General features: G+C 73.2%; 16 protein-coding genes and 1 pseudogene. 8 read left to right on the forward strand and 9 right to left on the reverse strand.

Annotation, left to right across the window (positions count from 1 at the left end):
- The first annotated feature begins 76 nt into the window (after positions 1 to 76).
- Both AB0D29_RS33380 and AB0D29_RS33385 read left to right on the forward strand, forming a co-directional pair.
- Positions 77 to 688, forward strand: coding sequence for a sigma-70 family RNA polymerase sigma factor (locus AB0D29_RS33380; RefSeq protein WP_351296917.1), 612 nt, complete (start codon positions 77 to 79; stop codon positions 686 to 688).
- Positions 685 to 1,407 carry a zf-HC2 domain-containing protein gene (locus AB0D29_RS33385; RefSeq protein ID WP_362859386.1) on the forward strand — a complete coding sequence of 241 codons (723 nt, stop codon included), beginning with the start codon at positions 685 to 687 and terminating at the stop codon, positions 1,405 to 1,407. Before AB0D29_RS33380 ends, AB0D29_RS33385 begins: the two co-directional genes overlap by 4 nt.
- A 428-nt stretch (positions 1,408 to 1,835) precedes the next feature.
- Here AB0D29_RS33385 and AB0D29_RS33390 read toward each other — a convergent pair whose 3' ends face one another.
- Positions 1,836 to 2,567, reverse strand: a complete 732-nt coding sequence (locus AB0D29_RS33390; protein ID WP_362859388.1) for a hypothetical protein — start codon at positions 2,565 to 2,567, stop codon at positions 1,836 to 1,838.
- A 9-nt stretch (positions 2,568 to 2,576) separates the two neighbouring features.
- Positions 2,577 to 4,010 carry a hypothetical protein gene (locus AB0D29_RS33395; RefSeq protein ID WP_362859389.1) on the reverse strand — a complete coding sequence of 478 codons (1,434 nt, stop codon included), beginning with the start codon at positions 4,008 to 4,010 and terminating at the stop codon, positions 2,577 to 2,579.
- 150 nt (positions 4,011 to 4,160) lie between these two features.
- On the opposite strand from AB0D29_RS33395, the gene AB0D29_RS33400 reads away from it, so the two are divergent.
- From AB0D29_RS33400 to AB0D29_RS33425, 6 genes are all read left to right on the forward strand, one after another.
- On the forward strand, positions 4,161 to 5,129 hold the full coding sequence (locus tag AB0D29_RS33400) for a hypothetical protein (RefSeq protein ID WP_362859391.1): 969 nt from the start codon (positions 4,161 to 4,163) through the stop codon (positions 5,127 to 5,129).
- The gene (locus tag AB0D29_RS33405; protein ID WP_362859392.1) at positions 5,126 to 5,941 is read left to right on the forward strand and encodes an alpha-L-glutamate ligase; all 816 of its coding nucleotides are present in this window, start codon (positions 5,126 to 5,128) and stop codon (positions 5,939 to 5,941) included. Before AB0D29_RS33400 ends, AB0D29_RS33405 begins: the two co-directional genes overlap by 4 nt.
- Before the next feature lie 100 nt (positions 5,942 to 6,041).
- Positions 6,042 to 6,494 carry a DUF6069 family protein gene (locus tag AB0D29_RS33410; RefSeq protein WP_362859394.1) on the forward strand — a complete coding sequence of 151 codons (453 nt, stop codon included), beginning with the start codon at positions 6,042 to 6,044 and terminating at the stop codon, positions 6,492 to 6,494.
- A gap of 156 nt (positions 6,495 to 6,650) precedes the next feature.
- Positions 6,651 to 7,505 (forward strand): DMT family transporter, encoded by an 855-nt coding sequence (locus AB0D29_RS33415; RefSeq protein WP_362859396.1) that lies wholly within the window; start codon positions 6,651 to 6,653, stop codon positions 7,503 to 7,505.
- 42 nt (positions 7,506 to 7,547) lie between these two features.
- The gene (locus tag AB0D29_RS33420) at positions 7,548 to 8,603 is read left to right on the forward strand and encodes an alcohol dehydrogenase catalytic domain-containing protein (protein ID WP_362859398.1); all 1,056 of its coding nucleotides are present in this window, start codon (positions 7,548 to 7,550) and stop codon (positions 8,601 to 8,603) included.
- An 85-nt stretch (positions 8,604 to 8,688) separates the two neighbouring features.
- The gene (locus AB0D29_RS33425) at positions 8,689 to 9,054 is read left to right on the forward strand and encodes a hypothetical protein (RefSeq protein ID WP_362859399.1); all 366 of its coding nucleotides are present in this window, start codon (positions 8,689 to 8,691) and stop codon (positions 9,052 to 9,054) included.
- Between the two features lie 10 nt (positions 9,055 to 9,064).
- On the opposite strand, the gene AB0D29_RS33430 is transcribed toward AB0D29_RS33425, so the two are convergent.
- From AB0D29_RS33430 to AB0D29_RS33460, 7 genes and pseudogenes are all read right to left on the reverse strand, one after another.
- The gene (locus AB0D29_RS33430; protein WP_362859440.1) at positions 9,065 to 9,796 is read right to left on the reverse strand and encodes an Asp/Glu racemase; all 732 of its coding nucleotides are present in this window, start codon (positions 9,794 to 9,796) and stop codon (positions 9,065 to 9,067) included.
- A gap of 64 nt (positions 9,797 to 9,860) precedes the next feature.
- A complete protein-coding gene (locus tag AB0D29_RS33435; protein WP_362859401.1) occupies positions 9,861 to 10,799 on the reverse strand; it encodes a fumarylacetoacetate hydrolase family protein in 939 nt (312 codons plus the stop codon).
- Between the two features lie 18 nt (positions 10,800 to 10,817).
- Positions 10,818 to 11,936, reverse strand: a complete 1,119-nt coding sequence (locus AB0D29_RS33440) for a cupin domain-containing protein (RefSeq protein ID WP_362859403.1) — start codon at positions 11,934 to 11,936, stop codon at positions 10,818 to 10,820.
- Positions 11,933 to 12,952, reverse strand: coding sequence for a carbon-nitrogen hydrolase family protein (locus AB0D29_RS33445; RefSeq protein WP_362859404.1), 1,020 nt, complete (start codon positions 12,950 to 12,952; stop codon positions 11,933 to 11,935). Before AB0D29_RS33445 ends, AB0D29_RS33440 begins: the two co-directional genes overlap by 4 nt.
- Positions 12,953 to 12,964: 12 nt before the next feature.
- Positions 12,965 to 15,277 (reverse strand): FAD-dependent monooxygenase, encoded by a 2,313-nt coding sequence (locus AB0D29_RS33450; RefSeq protein WP_362859405.1) that lies wholly within the window; start codon positions 15,275 to 15,277, stop codon positions 12,965 to 12,967.
- Positions 15,259 to 15,891 (reverse strand): thioesterase family protein, encoded by a 633-nt coding sequence (locus AB0D29_RS33455; protein ID WP_362859441.1) that lies wholly within the window; start codon positions 15,889 to 15,891, stop codon positions 15,259 to 15,261. The genes AB0D29_RS33450 and AB0D29_RS33455 overlap by 19 nt, the downstream gene beginning before the upstream one ends.
- Positions 15,883 to 17,520, reverse strand: a pseudogene (locus tag AB0D29_RS33460) (AMP-binding protein); the annotation flags it as partial. The gene AB0D29_RS33455 and the pseudogene AB0D29_RS33460, both read right to left, overlap by 9 nt.
- Positions 17,521 to 17,554 lie beyond the last annotated feature (34 nt).

Genomic DNA, 17,554 nt, shown 5'->3' on the forward strand with positions numbered 1-17,554 from the left:
AGGTCACGTGAACCGGGCGGGCGCCGGTGGCGTGTTCCGACCGCACCACCTAAGCGAGGAAGACGGAGAGGGTGAGATGGCCGGACCACTGTGGCCCCGCACTCGGCGGGGCTCGACCGACGAGGCACTGATCAAGTCGGTGTACGAGGAGCACGGTCACGCCCTGCTCGCGTACGCCACCCGGCTGACCGGGGACCGGGCCGCCGCCGAGGACGTCGTCCAGGAGACGCTCATCCGGGCCTGGCGGCATTCCGAAGTCCTGGTCAACGGAAAGGGTTCGGTGCGCGGCTGGCTGCTCACCGTGGCCCGCAACATCATCACCGACCGCTACCGGGCCAAGGCCGCACGGCCCCCGGAGGTCTCCGGGGCCTCGGCCACTCCCCCGGTGGAGGCGGACCACGCCGACGCGGTGGTGGACAGCATGACGGTCCTGGGGGCCCTCGACCAGCTGTCGCCGGAACACCGTGACGTCCTGAAGGAGTTGTACTACCGGCAGCTCAGCGTGGCGGAGGCGGCCGACACCCTCGGCATTCCGGCGGGTACGGTCAAATCGCGTGCGCACTACGCGCTCAAGGCGCTGCGCGACGTCTTCAGGGACCAACGTTCGAGTGACAGCAGCTTCAGAGACGGAAAACGACAGGGCAGGCCGCCCCAGCAGCCCGCCGGACTGCGTGAGGTGGTGGCATGAACCGGCAGCGGCACGAGGAGGAACTGCTCGGCCCGTACGTGCTCGGCGTCCTGGACGCCGAGGAGGTCCGCCGGATCGAGGAACACATGAGCGGATGCGTGCAGTGCCGGGAGGAGGTGGCCGCGTTGCGCGAGATGGAAGCGGCACTGGGTGAGGTGCCCGAGGAGGCGTTCCTCGACGGACCGCCGCAGGGCGGTGACCTGCTGCTCCAGCGCACCATGCGGCAGATGCGCGGCGAACGGGCCGGTGCGCAGCGCCGGCGCGCGGGGTTCGCGGGACTGGCCGTGGCGGCCTCCCTGGCCGCCGTGTTCTGGGCCGGCACGCAGCTGGGCGGCGATCCCGATCCCGTCGCGCTGCCCGCGCCGCCGTCCCCGACGGCTCCGGCGGATCCCTCGCCGCCGCCCGCCGGGACCAAGGTGCTCTCCGCGACCGATCCGGGCACGGGCGCGCGGATGACCGTGCAGATGGCGCCTGCGGCGAAGTGGGTGCGCCTGCACGCGGCGGTCACGGGAGTGCCGAAGGGCGAGCGGTGCAGGCTGGTCGTGGTCGCCAAGGACGGTACGCGCACCACCGCGGGCAGCTGGGTCGTCGGCGGCCAGGACAACGGCGAGGGCAAGGGCGCGTCGCTGGACGGTTCGGCGGCGGTGGACCCGGCGAACGTCAAGGCGGTCCTCGTGGAGAACGAGGCGGGCCGGACGTTCGTGTCCGTACCGGCCTGACGGGGCCGGGGCCGGTTCCGGGGTGACCGGGGCCGGGATGTGACGGAGCCCGGGAGCATATCCAGCTCCCGGGCTCCTGCGTGCCACCCAATTGCGCACACCGGCACGTTTAAGAGTCGCGGATCATTCTTAGATCGACGTGTTCTGCCTTTGAACTACCGCGCCACGAGGAGAGGCGCAGAGGGGACTTGAACCCCCATCCATCGATGATCGTCCACGCTCGGTCGATCCGGTGTTCGGCGGCGAATACTGAGACTGGAGCGATAATCTGAGATTGAGGGGCCGCCTCTACCGGCTTGGGCCACCCCGGCACGCAATGCCGGGGGAGGGATTCGAACCCCCAACTGACACCCCTGTTCAGCTTCAACATCAGTTTCAGCTTGCGCTCTCGCGCACCCCCTGCAGACATGCAGAGGGAGTCTTCGGGGCTACCGGAACAGGTAGCCGAACACCGCGTCCCCGACCCGCTGGTCGGTGACTTCGGCGCTGTTGGCCTCCTCGCGGGCGAACTTGACGGCCTGCTGGAGCTTCTCCACGCGGTCGAGCAGCTCGTTGACCCGGCGGGCGGGCAGCGCTCCGGAGAACTTCACGGTCGTCCAGTACCCGACCGGGACGTCCTCGTAGTAGACCTCGACCTGCGCCGGGTGCTTCTCGGTGGCCTCGGCCTTGACGTGGTTGCGCGGCACCTTCTTGGTGCGGATCGTGCGCACCGGGTCCGTCTTCCAGGAGTCCGTCGACGGGTCGAGGTTCCAGGACTCGGAGGCGTCCAGCACCGGCAGCTTCCGTACGAAGGTGTGCATGTCCGTCAGCTGCTTCTCGAGGAAGAGCAGGTACGGCACGGGCACCTGCGCCAGCAGGACCGTCCCGTCCACGACGACGTCGGCGGCCGCGGAGCGGTTCGCCCAGTCCTTGGTGGCCGTCACGTCGAAGAGCCGCGTCAGGGTCCCCGCGGTCGCCCGCAGCACGTCCTCCGCCTTGACCTGCACCCGGGTGGACTCGGGCGGCAGCTGCTCGCCCTCCTCGTCCTTGGGCTGGTAGGTCCGGGAGATGCCGGCCAGCAAGGCGGGCTTCTGGACGTCGTGGTGAGCCTGCGTGAGCTCCTGGAGGGACTTGGACTTGACGCCCTTTTCCACTGCGATGATCTGATTCAGCTTCGGCACGCGATCAAGCTAGCAGTCGATGGTCCGATCATTCACCGGGATTTCCGGCACCCCGGCCCGGTCCAGCAGGCGGCGCATGTCCCCGGCGGGGAGCGCCGGGTTGGCCGCGGCCGCCCGAGCCGCCACCGCGGCCTCCGGGTCGGGGTCGGGGTCGGCGAGCAGTTCGAGGATCCGGGCCACGGGGAGCCGGGGGTCCCGGGCGGCGTCCGCGCACGTCTGCGGGTCCCGGCTGAGCCGGTCCAGGAGTTCCGGCTCCAGACCGGGGTCGCGCAGGGCCAGGCGTCGTCCCCTCGGGTCCGGGGAGTCGCCGAGGCGCGCGGCGAGCCCGTCGGCGGGGAAGCCCGGCCGGGTGACCAGCATGCCCACGGCGCGGTGGGTGCCGTGCAGGTAGAGGTCGAGGAGCAGCTCGGGCGGCGGCTCCGGGTGGAACTCGGCGAGCAGCAGCCGTACGGCGAAGTCCTCGTCCTGAGCGAGCAGTTCGACGGCGTCGGACGGCAGGCCGGGGCAGACCGCGGCGCTGCGCCGCAGCCAGGTGTGCGAGGACCGGGCGCATCCCCGCAGGAACGCGGCGTCCTCGCAGCGCTCCCACATCCAGTCGAGGACGGGCAGCCGGTCCTCGGCGCCGACCGTGTAGTCGATGGCGGCGCGCTCGGACTCGCTCAGTTCGGGGCGGGCGGAGACCTGGAGCCGGACCCGCGGGTCGGGGTCGACGGCCAGCCGCGCCACCAGGTCGCGCGGGAGCGTGGGGTTGCACGCGATCGCCGCGAGCCCTTCACCCTCCGCGATCACGCGTTCGGCGAGTTCGCGGGTGAGCCGGCCCTTCGCCAGGACCTCGCCCACCCGCCACGCGTCCTCCATCCGGTCGACCAGCCAGGTGGTCCGCTCCTCGTCCTCGTGGCAGACCTGCAGGGCCGCGGCCTGTCGCACGCCCGGGTCCTCGTCGTGGAGGAGCCGCTCCCGTGCCTCGTCCGGGAGCCGGTCCCAGGCCTGGCAGGCCGCCCGCCGGAACAGCGGCTCCTCGTGGTCCGCGAGTCCCGCCAGGACGTGGGCGGGCGTCCAGCCCCACGCGATCAGCTCCTGGCGCACCAGGGCCTTGGGATGGTTCAGCAGCCGCTCGTACACCCGGTCGGGCAGCGGGGCCACGCGCTGCCGGTAGGACATGGGCCCCATCGCCAGGGCGAGGTGGACCCCCGGAGCCGGGTCGTCGACCAGCCGGGCGCGCTGTTCGGCGTCGGCGCCGGCGTTCTCGGCGAAGGCGATCCGGACATTGCGGTCCGGGTGGACCAGGACGGCCTCGATCACCTCCTGCGGCAGAACAGCGCGCCGCGCAACCGCTCGTCGCACCCACTCGTCTTCGTGGCCGAGCAGCCGCAGCAACACGTCCGCCGGTGCGGCCTTGTTCCCGACGAGCCCGTGCAGCAGCCCCGTCCACCGATCGCCCATGCCCGATCCCTCCCCCGTTGATCCAAAACGGGCAGCGTAGCAAGGAAGCCCACAGCCGGACCGATCATCACATTGCGGTCCATGACATCCTGTGACGTCACAACTCGCCGGACGGAATCGGCGGACGTCCGGGGAATATGGGGAAGGTCGATGAGGCTCTGCTTCCTGGTGGAGGAGCACTACCGCCACGACGGCATGCCGAACGAGGTGATCGGGCAGCTGACGGCGTGGGGGCACCGGGTGGACGTGGTGCGGCCGGGCGGCTCGCTGCTGCGCATGTCCGAGGCCGTGGACAGGGGCGCGCACGACGCCTGGGTGCTCAAGACCGTCTCCGGCGGCCCGGGGCTCACCCTGCTCGAGGCCGCCGCCGCGGCCGGGATGACCACCGTCAACGACGCCCGGTCCATCCGGGGCGTACGGGACAAGGCGCTCGCCGCCGCCATCGGGCGCGGCCGCGGGCTGCCGCTGCCGACCACGTACGCGGTGGCCTGCCCCGAACTGCTCAGGGAGGTACCGGCGGCGGAGTACCCGCTCGTCGTCAAGCCGGCCGACGGCAGCTCCGGACGGGCCGTGCGCCTGGTGTCCTCACCGGAGCAGTTGGAGACGATGCTCCCCGTGCTCGCGGGCGAGGGCATGCTGATCGCCCAGCCGTACGTACCCAACTCGGGCACCGACATCAAGGTGTACGGGGTCGGCGGCGAGCTGTTCGCGACCGAGCGCTGCTCCCCGCTGCACCCGGACCCCTCGGTGCGGGAGCGCCGGGTGCCGTTGTCGGCCGAGGTGGCGGCGATCGCCGCCCAGGTCGGGGCGGTCTACGGGCTGGAGCTGTACGGGGTGGACGTGCTGCTGGGCCCGGACGGGCCGGTGGTCGTCGACGTGAACGACTTCCCGAGCTTCCGTCAGGTGCCGGACGCGGCGGCGCGGGTGGCCCGGGCGGTGCTGGAGCTCGCGCGGACGGGCGGCCCGGCGCAACCGCAGGCGGCCTCCCCGCAGCCCGCGTCCACGGCCGCACCGGCACCCGCACCCGCACCCGCACCCGCACCCGCGACGCTCTCGTTCCCGACGCTGCCCGTGTCGATCCCGGTGCAGGCATCGGCCAGGGCGGGCGAGAGCATATGAGGATCGGCCTGATCACGCCGGACCCCGGGCATCCGCTGCTCGCGGGAGCCGCCGCGCTGCTGGCTCCGGAGCATGCCGTCGAAGCCCTCGATCCGACCCCGCCCGGGGACGTGCCCGTACCGGTGCCCCGGCGGCCGGCCGATGTGTACCTGCTCAAGTCGGGGACCCCGCACGCCGTGGGGCTCGCGCGGGAGCTGGAGCGGCGGGGCGCGGCCGTGCTGAACTCCGCGGCGGCCACCGCACTGTGCCAGGACCGGACGGAGATGGCCGGGCTCGCCCTGCGGGCCGGACTCCCCTTCGCCGCGACCCGTACCGTCGGCCCCTTCTCGGCGTGGGCCTGCGGGTCCCCCCTCGCCGCCCCGGTGGTGGTCAAGAGCCGGCACAACCGCAAGGGCGACCTCGTCGCCCGCGCCGACGACACCGCGGCGCTGCGCGAGTTGGCGCGGTCCTGGCCCCGGGAGCCGGTCGTGGTGCAGGAGTACGCGCCCAACAGCGGCTGGGACCACAAGCTGTGGGCCATCGGGGACCAGGTCTTCGCTGCCCGGCGCCGCTCCGAGCTCTCCCCCGGCGGGCGGGGCCCCAACCTGCCGCTGTCCCCGGAGGAACTGCCGCCCGGATGGGCCGGCCTGGTGCGGGAGGTGGGCGCGGTGTTCGCGCTGGACGTCTTCGGCGTGGACGTCATCGACACCGGCGGCGGTACGCCGCTGATCGTCGACATCAACGCCTTCCCCGGCATCCGCGGCCAGGCCGGAGCCCCGGCGGCCCTCGCGTCCCTGATCCTGCGCCGGGCGGCGGACCGCCGCCGACCGTAGGCACGTGGGGCTTGACCTCAAGCGAGGTTCAGGTCGGAGGCTCCTTCGTATGCCGCTTGCCGTACGGCAGCGCGGCACTTCATACGTTGGAGGAAGTCCCATGTCGAGCAGTGCCGTTCCGAACTCCGGCCCCGCCGTTCCCACCGCACCCTCGGTCCGCCGTTCCGGTCTCGCCTGGTGGAAGGCGCTGGCCACCGGCGCGGTCGGCGCGGCCGTGGTCAATCTGATCGTCCTTGCCGTCGCCGAGCTGGCCGGTGCCCCGCTCGTCGTCGACGACGGCGGCGAGGAGCACGCGATCACGGTCGGGGGCGTCATCGGCGCCTCCGTCGTCCCGCTGCTCGTCGGGGCGGGCGCCGCCCTCCTGCTGGCCCTGTGGAAGCCGGTCTTCCTGCGGATCGCGCAGGTCGTGGGCGGTGGGCTGGCGCTGTTGTCGGTCGCCGGCCCGCTGTCGTCCGGTGCCGACGGCGGCACCGTCGCAGCCCTGTCCCTCATGCACATCACCCTCGGCGTGGCGGTCGTCACCGCCCTGGAGCTCCACCGCCGCCACCGTTGAGCCCGCCTGGTCGGTCCGACCGCGCACGATGCCCCGAACCACGCGACTCCGGTTCGGGGCGGACGCGCGCGGCCGGACGGGGGAATGCGCGGGGTGGGAAGGGCGCGGGGCGGTGTCGTGGCGGGGGTCGGGAGGGGGCACGGTGAGGATCGGGGCATGGGCGTCGTCCTGCCGGTCCTCTTCGCGCTGTTCGCGGCGCTCAGCAACGCGCTGGCCACCGTGCTCCAGCGGCGGGCGGCGCTCACCGTGCCGCAGAGCGACGGCTTCCGCTTCGGCCTGGTCCTCGATCTGCTGCGGCGGCCCGTGTGGGTGGGCGGGATCCTGGCCGTGATCGCGGCCGGGGCCGGACAGGCCCTCGCGCTGGCCACGGGTGCGCTGGCCCTCGTACAGCCGCTGTTCGTGCTGGAACTGCCGCTGGCCCTGCTGATCGCCTCGCTGGTGACGCGTCAGCGGCTGCCGCGGGGGCTGTGGCTGGCCGTGGCGGGGGTGGTGGCGGGGCTCGGGATCGCGCTGCTGGCCGCCTCGCCCCAGGGCAACCGTACGGACGTGCCCGCCGCGCGGTGGGTGGTCGCCCTGACGGCCTGCGCGGTCGTCGTGGCCCTCCTGGCCGTGGCCGGACTGCGCCGCCCGCCCGGCCGCGCGCGGGCCGGCTGCCTCGGTGCGGCCACCGCCGTCTGCTACGCGCTCACCGCCGCCCTGATGAAGTCCTCGGTGCACGTCCTCGACGACGACGGTTTCGGCGCGTTCCTGACCTCCTGGGAGACGTACGCCTTCGGCGCGAGCGGGATCTGCGCCCTGCTGCTCCTCGAACACGCCATGCAGGGCGGGCCGCTGGTCGCCTCGCAGCCCGCGCTGACCCTCGGCGACGCGAGCATCAGCATCGCACTGGGCGTGATCCTCTACGAGGAACACCTCCGGTCGGGCTGGTGGTTGCTCCCCCAGCTGCTGGGCATCGCCCTGATCGGCACGGGGGTACTGGCCCTCGCGAAGGCCGGGGACGGCGCGCCATGAGGAGGGGTAGCGTGCCGGGCAGTCGAGCGGAGGGCGGGATCCATGCGAGCGGTGGTCTTCGAGCGGTACGGCGAGCAGGCCGAGGTCAGGGACGTGCCGGAGCCGCGGCCGGCGGCGGACGGGGTGGTGGTGCGGGTGGAGGCCACCGGGCTGTGCCGCAGCGACTGGCACGGATGGATGGGGCACGACCCGGACATCGTGCTGCCGCACGTCCCCGGGCACGAACTGGCGGGCGTCGTCGAGGCGGTGGGGGCCGGAGTGTCGAACTGGCGGGTCGGTGACCGCGTCACGGCGCCGTTCGTGTGCGCCTGCGGGAGCTGCGCCGATTGCGCGGCGGGTGACCACCAGGTCTGCGCGCGGCAGACGCAGCCCGGGTTCACCCACTGGGGGTCCTTCGCCGAGTACGTGGCCCTGGACCACGCCGACGTGAACCTGGTGGCCGTCCCCGAGGAACTCTCGTACGCCACGGCGGCCGGGCTCGGCTGCCGGTTCGCGACGGCCTTCCGGGCGGTGGTGGCGCAGGGCAGGGTCGCGGCGGGCGAGTGGGTCAGCGTGTACGGCTGCGGCGGGGTGGGCCTCTCCGCGGTGATGATCGCGGCGGCGGCCGGGGCGCGGGTGGTCGCCGTGGACACGGCCCCGGGGGCGCTGGAGCTGGCACGGAAGTTCGGCGCCGTGCACGGTGTGGACGCCGCGGCGCACGCCGACACCGCTGCCGTGGTGCGGGAGTTGACCGGTGGGGGCGCGCACCTCTCGCTCGACGCGCTGGGGTCCCCGGCGACGGCCGCGGCCTCGGTGAGCGGCCTGCGCCGCCGGGGCCGGCACGTGCAGGTGGGGCTGCTTCCGGCGGCGGCCGGCGCGGCGGTCCTGCCGATGGACCGGGTGATCGGCTGGGAGCTGGAGGTCCTCGGGAGCCACGGAATGGCGGCGCACGCCTACCCGCCGATGATGGAGCTGGTCCGGGGCGGGGCACTGCGCCCGGACCTGCTGGTCACCTCGACGATCCCGCTGGACGCGGCCCCCGCGGCGCTGGCCGCGATGGGTTCGGCCGCGGGAGCCGGGGTCACGATCATCCTGCCGGGGGCGTCCGCGCACGGCTGAGCTACGATCGCCCGACCCGAACGGACGGACCGTACGGCGAGGGCGGGCGGTGGGCATGGGCTCCGGGAACCGAGTGGCGGGCGCCGTGACCGTGGCGCTGGCGGGCGCCCTGATGCTGGCCGGCTGCTCCGGCGGCACGGCCGGACCGGACGCCGGGAAGCCCGGCGCCCCGACGACCGCCCCGCCGGCTCCCTCCCCCTCGGAGCCGGCGACCGCGCAGCCGTCCGTCCCCGCCTCGACGCCGGCCGCGGAGGCGAGGCCTTCGGCCACCGGCGGACCGGCGCCGCAGCGGACCCCTGCGGGTCCGTCGGAGGTCCCGCAGAACCCCAACCGGGGCCCCAACCCGCCGCCGGCGCCCGACCGCCCGCCGCCGGCGAGCTGGAAGCCGACGCCCTTCGACCCGAAGGACCCGTCGATCCCGAACTACACGGTGCCGCCGCCCATGCGCTAGCCCGCCACCGCTAGAGCTGCCCGGGCAGGGGGCTCCGCGCGTACTTGCCCGACAGCAGGTGGCCGGCCCCCGGGGCCACGGCGTCGAGGTCCAGGGCCCGGAGCATCTGGTGGGCGGTGCAGACCGCCGCGGAGACGACCGGCTTGCCCAGGAGTTGTTCGGCCTCCTCGATGGCGCCCAGGGACGGCATCTGCACGCAGGCCGAGAGCACCACGGCGTCGGCGTCCGCGTACGCGAGCGCCCGCGCGAGGCCCGGCAGCCGGGCCGGGTCGTGGGCGGCGACGTCGAGGTTGTCCGGGATTTCGAGGGCCTCGTAGTCGAGGACCTCGATGCCCTCGTGGGTGAGGTAGTCCACGACGGTCCGCGTGAGCGGGCGCATGTAGGGGGCCAGCAGCGCGATCTTCTTGGCGCCGATGGTGTGCAGACCGTGGACGAGGGCTCCGGCGCTGGTGACGACGGGGGCCGGGGCGCCGTTCTCGACGGTGCGGGTGTGCAGCCGCTGCTCCGCGGTCCGGTGGTAGCCGAGGCCCATGCTCATGATGGCGACCAGGCAGGCGTAGCCGAGTACGTCGACCCGGGCGTCGGACAGTTCCACGGCGCAGCGGTCGGAGTCCGCGTCCATGGCCCTGAGCTGTTCCGGGGTCACGTGGGTCATGCGCATCCGGCTGGAGTGGAAGGTGAAGCGCTCGTCGGGTGCGATGGCCTGGCGGGCCCGGAGGATCGCCGGGACCTCCGTTTCCATGGTGACGTTGGAGCTCGGCACGATCTGGCCGATGCGGTAGGTGCGGGGTGCCACGGGGTGCTCCTCAGCGGGCGTCGACGACGGGGTTGGTCAGGGTGCCGATCAGCTCGACGGTGGCTTCCACCGTGTCGCCGGGGGTGAGGAACTCCGGCGGGACCATGCCGGCACCGACACCGGAGGGCGAGCCCGTCGCGATGACGTCGCCGGGTTCAAGGGTCATGCCGGAGCTGATGTCGGCGATGAGGCGGGCGATCGGGAAGAGCATGTGGCGGGTGTTCGACTTCTGCTTGGTGACGCCGTTGACGCGCAGCGACAGGTCGAGGGACATGGGGTCGCGGATCTCGTCGCGCGTCACGATGACCGGGCCGAAGGGGGCGTAGGAGTCCTGGCCCTTGGAGAAGAACCACTGGCCGGAGCGGCGCTGGTCGCGGGCGCTGATGTCGTTGATGATGCTGAACCCGAAGATGTGGTCGTACGCCTCCTCCTCGCTCACCCGGTGGGCGGTGCGGCCGATGACGACGGCGAGTTCGCACTCCCAGTCCAGCTGGGTGGTCAGGTCGGCGTTGTGCAGGATCGGCTGGCCGGGGCCGGTGACGGCGGTGGCGGGCTTGCCGAAGAGGACCGGGCGGGGCGGCAGGTCCTTGTCGGTGTCGAGGCTGCGGCTGGACTCCTCGACGTGCTCGATGTAGTTGAGGCCGACACCGATGATCTTGCCGGGGCGCAGCGGGGCGCGCAGGGTCACGTCCTCCAGCCGGTGGACGGCGCCGGCGAGCGGTCCGGCGGGGTCGGCGGCGAGCAGCTGCCGGGCGGCTTCCTCCGCGGCCGGGCCGGCCTGGACGAAGGACAGCAGGTCGTGCGGGAGGCTCACGCCGGCGTGGTCGGCCAGGACCGCCAGGTCGAGGACGAGGCCGTCGGCCTCGACGCCCAGGCGTTCGGTGGCTCCGGTGGTTCCGGTGGCTCCGGTGGGTGCGGTGGGTGCGGTGGTGAAGGTCAGCAAGCGCATGCGGGGGCTCCTCGTGGGTCAGGCGGCGGTGACGGGCTGGTGCCCGCCGTTGTCGGCGTACGCCTCTTCCCGGTGGAAACCGAGCGAGCGCATGACGGGGAAGTCGTTGAAGGAGAAGAGGCAGGCGTCCTCGGTCTGGTCGAGGTTGTGGTGCTCGTGCCAGGCCCAGGACGGGACGCAGAAGATGTCGCCCTGCTTCCACTCGAAGCGCTGTCCGGCGATCACCGAGACTCCGCGGCCCTTGGCGGCCGTGTAGATCACCGAGCCGGTGTGGCGGTGGGCGAGGGTGGCCTGGCCGGGGCGCAGCAGCTGCATGTGGGCGCCCATGGTGGGCATGACCGGGCCGCCCGTCACCGGGTTGGTGTACTCGGCGATGACCCCGTCGTACGGGGAGCCCTCGCTCGCCTTGGCGAGCCCGCGCAGGGCCTCGTACGTGGGCTCCCAGGGGTAGGCGAGCAGCGGCGAGTAGGGCCGGGTCCACTTCTCCACCCCGTACGGCAAGAGGTTCGCTCCGTAGGTCAGGACCGAGGAGTTGATGACCTTCCCCGGGGTCTGGTACAGGTCGGGGTGGACCTCGTAGAACCCGGCGTCCAGGGCGTTGACCAGCGGGATGTCGAGTCCGTCCTGCCAGATGACGGGGCCGTCCTCGGCGTCGTTGCCGTGCTCGTGCCAGGTGCCGTTCGGGGTGATGGCGAAGTCGCGGGGCCCGACCTTCAGCTTCTGGCCGTCGACGATCGTCCAGGCGCCGGTGCCCTCGTGGACGAAGCGCAGGGCGGCGGCCTGGTGGCGGTGGGCGGTCATGGCCTCACCGGGTCCCATGATCTGCAGGCCGGTGTAGAGGAGTCCCGCGGCGGCGCTGACGTCCTTGCGGCCCGGGTTGACGAGCATGACGACACGGCGGCCGGCGTCGTCGCCCTTGACGAGGCCGAGGGCCTTCAGGACGTGGGGGCGCAGATCGTCGTAGCGCCACAGCACGGGCACGGAGCGGGGCTGCGGGTACCAGGGTTCGATGTCGTTGGCCACGGTCCACAGGGCGCCGGCGTCGAGGGCGCCGAGCTCTTCGTAGTACGCGGTGAGTTCGGGGGTCTCGGACACCCGGGCGCGGCCGAGCACGGTGTCGTCCTGCTCGATGGTCATACGTCCTCCTCAGGGGTGGCGGTGTCGGTGAAGGGGGCCGGGGGCACGGTGAAGGTCACGGGCGGCCGGGGGCGGTTGTCGACTTCGAGGCGGAAGATGTCGAAGCGGTTGTAATGGCCGGTGATGTCGTGCATCTGCTTGGGCTGGATGCAGCGGGCCAGGTCGATCTCGCCGTAGACGATGCCCTCGTCGTCCACGAGGGGTTCGGTGACCGGGCGGCCGTCGGGGCCGAAGATCCCGGACAGGGCGCTGCGGGGGCGGGTGAACTGCTTGCGCAGTTCCTCGTCGTCCCCGGCGATCAGGTCGACGATCTCCGGGGAGACGGTCGAGCAGGCGACGACGGAGAAGACCTTGCCCTCGAAGCTGTGGGCGGCGGTGCGGACGGCGATCGCGTCGGCCATGTCGTAGTCGGCGGGGGCGACGGGCAGGGCGATGTAACAGGAGGCGTGGACGAGTTCGCCCTGCGCGAGGAGGGTGAAGCGCGCCAGGGTGTTGGTGTTCTCGCCGCAGGCGAGCGCGCCGAGGGGGCCGACGGGGGTGTCGTGGACGACGAGTGAGCTGCCGTCCCCGCCGGTCCAGGTGAGCTTCTCGGCCCAGGTCGGCACCAGTTTGCGGTGCACGCCGAGGAGGGCGCCGTCGGGTCCGATGGTCAGCAGGGTGTTGTAGAGGACGCCGAGGCTGTGCGGGGCGCGCTCGTTGACCCCGATGACGAGGACGATCCCGTGCTGGCGGGCGGCCGCGCGCAGGGCGTCGACGTGCGGGCCGGGGATGTCGACGGAGGCCCGCTGGAGCCGCTCGAACCAGGGGGAGCCCTGGACCGGGTTCATCGTCCAGTTCCAGTAGGGGTAGCCGGGGACGAACACCTCGGGGAAGACCACGAGTTCGGCTCCGCCCGCCGCGGCCTCGGCGATCAGGGCGACGGCCTTGTCGACGGTGGCGGCGGGGTCGAGGTAGACGGGTGCGGCCTGGACGGCCGCCGCGGTGAAACGGGGCAGGTTCTCCCTGTCCTTGGGCATGGGGGCCTCCTGCTATCGGGCGACGGGAGCGGGCGCCGGTGCGGCGGCGCGCGGCAGCCAGCGGCGGTGGGCGGACGCGGCGGGCTGCCGCAGGAGTTCGAGGCGGGGCGGGATCCGGTCGGTGCGGGCCGACGGGGGCCGGCCGCTGCCCGCCCGCCAGGCGCGCGCCCAGGGGGCGGCCGGGCCCTGGTAGCCCTGGGCCGCCGCGGCGTGCAGGGTCCACAGCGGGTCGTGGATCTGCGCGCGGCCGACGCCGCACAGGTCCGCCCGGCCGGCCAGGATGATCGAGTTCACGTCGTCGTACGTGGAGATCGCGCCGACGGCGATGGTGGGGATACCGGTGGCGTTGCGGATGAGGTCGGCGTACGGGGTCTGGTAGCTGCGGCCGTAGCGGGGCCGCTCGTGGGCGACGACCTCGCCGGTGGAGACGTCGACGGCGTCGGCGCCCGCCTCGGCGAGCGCGCGGGCGATCGCGACCGCGTCGGCCTCGCTGGTGCCGCCCTCGGCCCAGTCGGCGGCGGAGATCCGCACGAGCAGCGCCTTGCCGGCCGGCCACACCTCCCGTACGGCGCGCAGCACTTCGAGCGGCAGACGCAGCCGGCCGTCGAGGTCGCCGCCGTACTCGTCGGTCCGCAGGTTGGTCAGCGGGGACAGGAAGCCGGAGAGCACGTGGCCGTGCCCGTACTGGAGTTCCAGCACGTCGAAGCCGGCCCGGTCGGCGCGCCGGGCGGCGCTCACGAAGTCCCGTACGAGCGCGTCCATGTCGGCGCGGTCGGCCTCGCGCGGCACCGGGCTCCGCTCGTCCCAGGCCAGCGGAGAGGCGGCGATCGGCTGCCGGTCGTGCGCGGCCGCGCGGCGTCCGGCGTGGGTGAGCTGGATGCCGAGGCAGGTGTCGGACTGGCCGTGGACGAAGTCGGTGATGCGCCGCCAGGCCGCTTCCTGTTCGTCGTTCCACAGGCCGGGGCAGCCGGGGGTGGCCCGGCCGTCGGCGCTGACGGCCGTCATCCCGGCGAGGACCAGGCCGGCGCCGCCGAGGGCCTGCGTACTGAGGTGGACGAGGTCGAAGTCGCCGGGGACGCCTTCGCGCGCGGTGTGCAGGGCGGTGGGCGGTACGACGACCCGGTTGCGCAGCAGCAGTCCGCCGAGCGGGTAGGGCCGGAACATCGGCGGCACGGTCGAGGAGCGGTTGACCGCGGTGGTGAACTTCTCGTCGCGCACGCGCAGGTTGTCGTAGGTGACGCGGCGGCTGCGGGTCAGGAGGTTGAAGGCGAACTGGTGCGGGTCCTGGCCGGTGTAGCGGTCGATGTGCTCGAACCACTCCAGGCTGGCCTGGGCCGCGCGCTGGGTGGACTCCACCACCGGCTTGCGCTCGTCCTCGTACGCGGCGAGCGCGGTCGGCACGTCCGGGTGTTCGTGCAGGCTGGCGGCGAGGACGAGGGCGTCCTCCATGGCGAGCTTGGTGCCGGAGCCGATGGAGAAGTGCGCGGTGTGGGCGGCGTCCCCGAGGAGGACGACGTTCTCGTGGCGCCAGGTGCGGTTGCGGACGGTGGTGAACCGGAGCCACTTGGAGTTGTTGGGCAGGAGGCGGTGCCCGTCGAGGTGGTCCGCGAGGAGTTCCTCGCAGCGCCGGATGCTGTCCTCGTCGCTGGTGCCCGGCGGGTGGTCGAGGGCGGCGAACTCCTCGAAGCCCGCACGCCGCCACGCCTCCTCCTCCATCTCCACGATGAAGGTGGAGCGGGTGGCGTCGTACGGGTACGCGTGCACCTGGAGGGTGCCGAAGTCGTGCTCGTCGACGATGAACGTGAAGGCTTCGAAGACCTTGTCCGTGCCCAGCCACATGTAGCGGCCGCTGCGTTCGTCGAGGTCGGTGCCGAAGGTGTCGGCGTAGGCGGCGCGGGTGGCCGACCGTACGCCGTCGCACGCCACCACCAGGTCGTACGAGGCGGCGAGTTCGGCGGCGGGCGGGGCCTGGGTGCGGTAGCGGACGTCCACTTCCAGGGCGGCGCAGCGTTCCTGGAGGATCCGCAGCAGGTGGCGGCGGCCGAGGGCGGCGAAGCCGTGGCCGCCCGAGGTGAGGGTGGAGCCCCGGTAGCGGACGTCGATGTCGGCCCAGCGGGCGAACTCGGCCGACATGGCCGCGTGGATCTCGCGGTCGGCCTGGGCGATGCCGTCGAGCGTCTCGTCGGAGAAGACGACACCGAAGCCGAAGGTGTCGTCGGGGGCGTTGCGTTCCCAGACGGTGACCTCCCAGTGCGGGGAGAGCTGCTTGGTGAGGGCCGCGAAGTACAGTCCGCCGGGCCCTCCTCCTATGACTGCGACGCGCACGCCGTACCTCCTGGTGATTGCGCGGATGCCGCGCGGGTGAGCAGTTCGGGTTCCTGCGGCCCCGCCGCGTCCAGCCGTTCCCGTACGTCGGCGGGCCAGGGCGTGGACCCGGTGGCGTGGGCGGCCGAGTGGGCGATGACCATGCGGCCGGTGGCCGCCTCCACGCCCTGTTCGCCGCGCACGGTGAAGGCGTAGTGCAGGGAGGCCGAGCCGACCTTCGTGACCGTCAGCTCGGTGCGTACCGCCTCGCCGAACCAGAGCCGGGCCCGGTAGTCGGCCTCGAAGTGCACCCGGGGTGTACTGCCGAACAGGTGGGCCAGGCCCAGGCGGTGGAGCAGGACGGCCTCGGCCGCCTCGACCCAGCGCACGACGGTGGAGTGGTGGTAGTGGCCGGCCGCGTCGGTGTCGGTCCACTCGACGCGGCGTTCGACGATGACGCTGGGCGGCAGGGGCGACGGCGCGGCGGGCGGGGACGGCGGCGCGGACAGTGGCGCGGACGGGGCGAGTGCCGACGGGGCGGGTGTCGCCGGGCCGGGTCTCGCCGTGTCGGGTCTCGCCGTGTCGGGTCTCGCCGTGTCGGGTCTCGCCGTGTCGGAGAGGGCGCGCTCGCGCAGTGCGCCGCGCCGGAGCTTCCCCGTGCCGGTGCGCGGGAGTTCCGTGACGAACTCGACGGCGCGCGGGTACTTGTACGGGGCGATGGTCTGCTTCACGTGGGCCTGGAGCTCGCGGACGGTCCCCTCGGCGGCCGGGACGCCGGCGCCGAGGACCACGTAGGCCTTGACGACCATGCCGCGTCGCGTGTCCGGGGCTCCGACGACCGCGCATTCCTCCACGTAGGGGTGGGTGGCCAGGGCCTTCTCCACCTCGGGGCCCGCGATGTTGTAGCCGGAGGACACGATCATGTCGTCGCTGCGGGCGACGTACCAGAAGTAGCCCTCCGGGTCGCGGATGTAGGTGTCGCCGGTGATGTTCCAGCCGTTCCTGACGTACGAGGCCTGGCGCGCGTCCGCGAGGTAGCGGCAGCCGGTGGGGCCGGTGACCGCCAGCAGGCCGGGCTGCCCGTCGGGGACGGGATCGCCCTGCTCGTCGACGACGGCGGCGCGGTAGCCCGGAACGGGGCGGCCGGTGGAACCGGGCCGGATGTCCTCGTCGGCCGCGGAGATGAAGACGTGCAGCATCTCGGTGGCGCCGATGCCGTCGATGATGCGCAGCCCGGTGGCGGCGTGGAACTCGTGCCAGACCGCGGCCGGCAGCGCTTCCCCGGCGGACACGCAGCGGCGCAGCCCGGCCAGCCGGTCCACCGCCCCGCCCTCCATGATCGCGCGGTAGGCGGTGGGTGCGGTGAAGAGCACGGTCACCCCGTGCGCCGCGACGAGTTCGGCCAGTTGCAGCGGGGGCGCCTGCTCGATCAGCAGGGTGGCGGCCCCGACGGAGAGGGGGAAGACCACCAGCCCGCCCAGCCCGAAGGTGAAGGCGAGCGGCGGTGTGCCCGTGAAGACGTCGTCCGGGCGGGGCTTGAGGACGTGCCGGGAGAACGTGTCGGCGTTCGCGAGGACGTCCCGGTGGAAGTGCAAGGTCGCCTTCGGGCGGCCGGTCGTACCGGAGGTGAAGGCGATCAGCGCCACGTCGTCGGCGGCGGTGACCACGGTGGCGAACCGGCCGTCCTTGGCCGCACAGCGCGCGGTCAGGTCCGTCGGTCCGGGACCGCCGTACGTCAGGACGGGCAGGTCCGGCAGGTCCTGCAGGTCCTGGGCGTCCGCCCCGCCGGGGCGGCGGGCCGGGTCGAGCTCGTCGGCGTAGCGGTGGTCGCACACGGCGAGCAGGGGCCGGCTGATGTCGGTGAGCTCGGCGAGCTCGGACGCGCGCAGCATCGGCATGGTGGTGACGGCGACCCCGCCGGCCTTCAGGACCCCGAACCACGTGGCGACGAGCCACGGGTTGTTGGGGCCGCGCAGCAGGACGCGGTTGCCGGGGACGAGGCCGAAGTCCTCGGTGAGGACCTGGGCGACCTGGTTGGCGCGGTGCTGCAGTTCGCCGTAGGTCCAGCGCTCGGTCGGGGTGAGCAGACAGGGGCGGTCGGGGCCCAGCCGTTCGACGGCGTCGTCGAGCAGGCGCTGAGCGCAGTTGAGCCGGTCCGGGTAGTCCAACTCCGGTAGTTCGAAGTGGAGTTCGGGCCAGAGAGCGAGGGGCGGCAGCCGGTCACGACAGAAGGAATCGGCATGCGCGGAAGGGGAGAGCTCCATGGGGCGGCACCTCAATCAGGGAGCAGCGGGGAGA

The organism is Streptomyces sp. NPDC048424 (assembly GCF_040651555.1).
In the GTDB taxonomy this organism is placed as follows: Bacteria; Actinomycetota; Actinomycetes; order Streptomycetales; family Streptomycetaceae; genus Streptomyces.

Coding starts and splice junctions, on each gene's coding strand:
- AB0D29_RS33420 (WP_362859398.1), top strand. CDS start 7,548: ATGCGAGCGGTGGTCTTCGAGCGGTACGGCGAGCAGGCCGAGGTCAGG.
- AB0D29_RS33385 (WP_362859386.1), top strand. CDS start 685: ATGAACCGGCAGCGGCACGAGGAGGAACTGCTCGGCCCGTACGTGCTC.
- AB0D29_RS33395 (WP_362859389.1), bottom strand. CDS start 4,010: ATGGGCGATCGGTGGACGGGGCTGCTGCACGGGCTCGTCGGGAACAAG.
- AB0D29_RS33440 (WP_362859403.1), bottom strand. CDS start 11,936: ATGACCATCGAGCAGGACGACACCGTGCTCGGCCGCGCCCGGGTGTCC.
- AB0D29_RS33405 (WP_362859392.1), top strand. CDS start 5,126: ATGAGGATCGGCCTGATCACGCCGGACCCCGGGCATCCGCTGCTCGCG.
- AB0D29_RS33445 (WP_362859404.1), bottom strand. CDS start 12,952: ATGCCCAAGGACAGGGAGAACCTGCCCCGTTTCACCGCGGCGGCCGTC.
- AB0D29_RS33415 (WP_362859396.1), top strand. CDS start 6,651: ATGGGCGTCGTCCTGCCGGTCCTCTTCGCGCTGTTCGCGGCGCTCAGC.
- AB0D29_RS33435 (WP_362859401.1), bottom strand. CDS start 10,799: ATGCGCTTGCTGACCTTCACCACCGCACCCACCGCACCCACCGGAGCC.
- AB0D29_RS33380 (WP_351296917.1), top strand. CDS start 77: ATGGCCGGACCACTGTGGCCCCGCACTCGGCGGGGCTCGACCGACGAG.
- AB0D29_RS33400 (WP_362859391.1), top strand. CDS start 4,161: ATGAGGCTCTGCTTCCTGGTGGAGGAGCACTACCGCCACGACGGCATG.
- AB0D29_RS33410 (WP_362859394.1), top strand. CDS start 6,042: ATGTCGAGCAGTGCCGTTCCGAACTCCGGCCCCGCCGTTCCCACCGCA.
- AB0D29_RS33430 (WP_362859440.1), bottom strand. CDS start 9,796: ATGGAAACGGAGGTCCCGGCGATCCTCCGGGCCCGCCAGGCCATCGCA.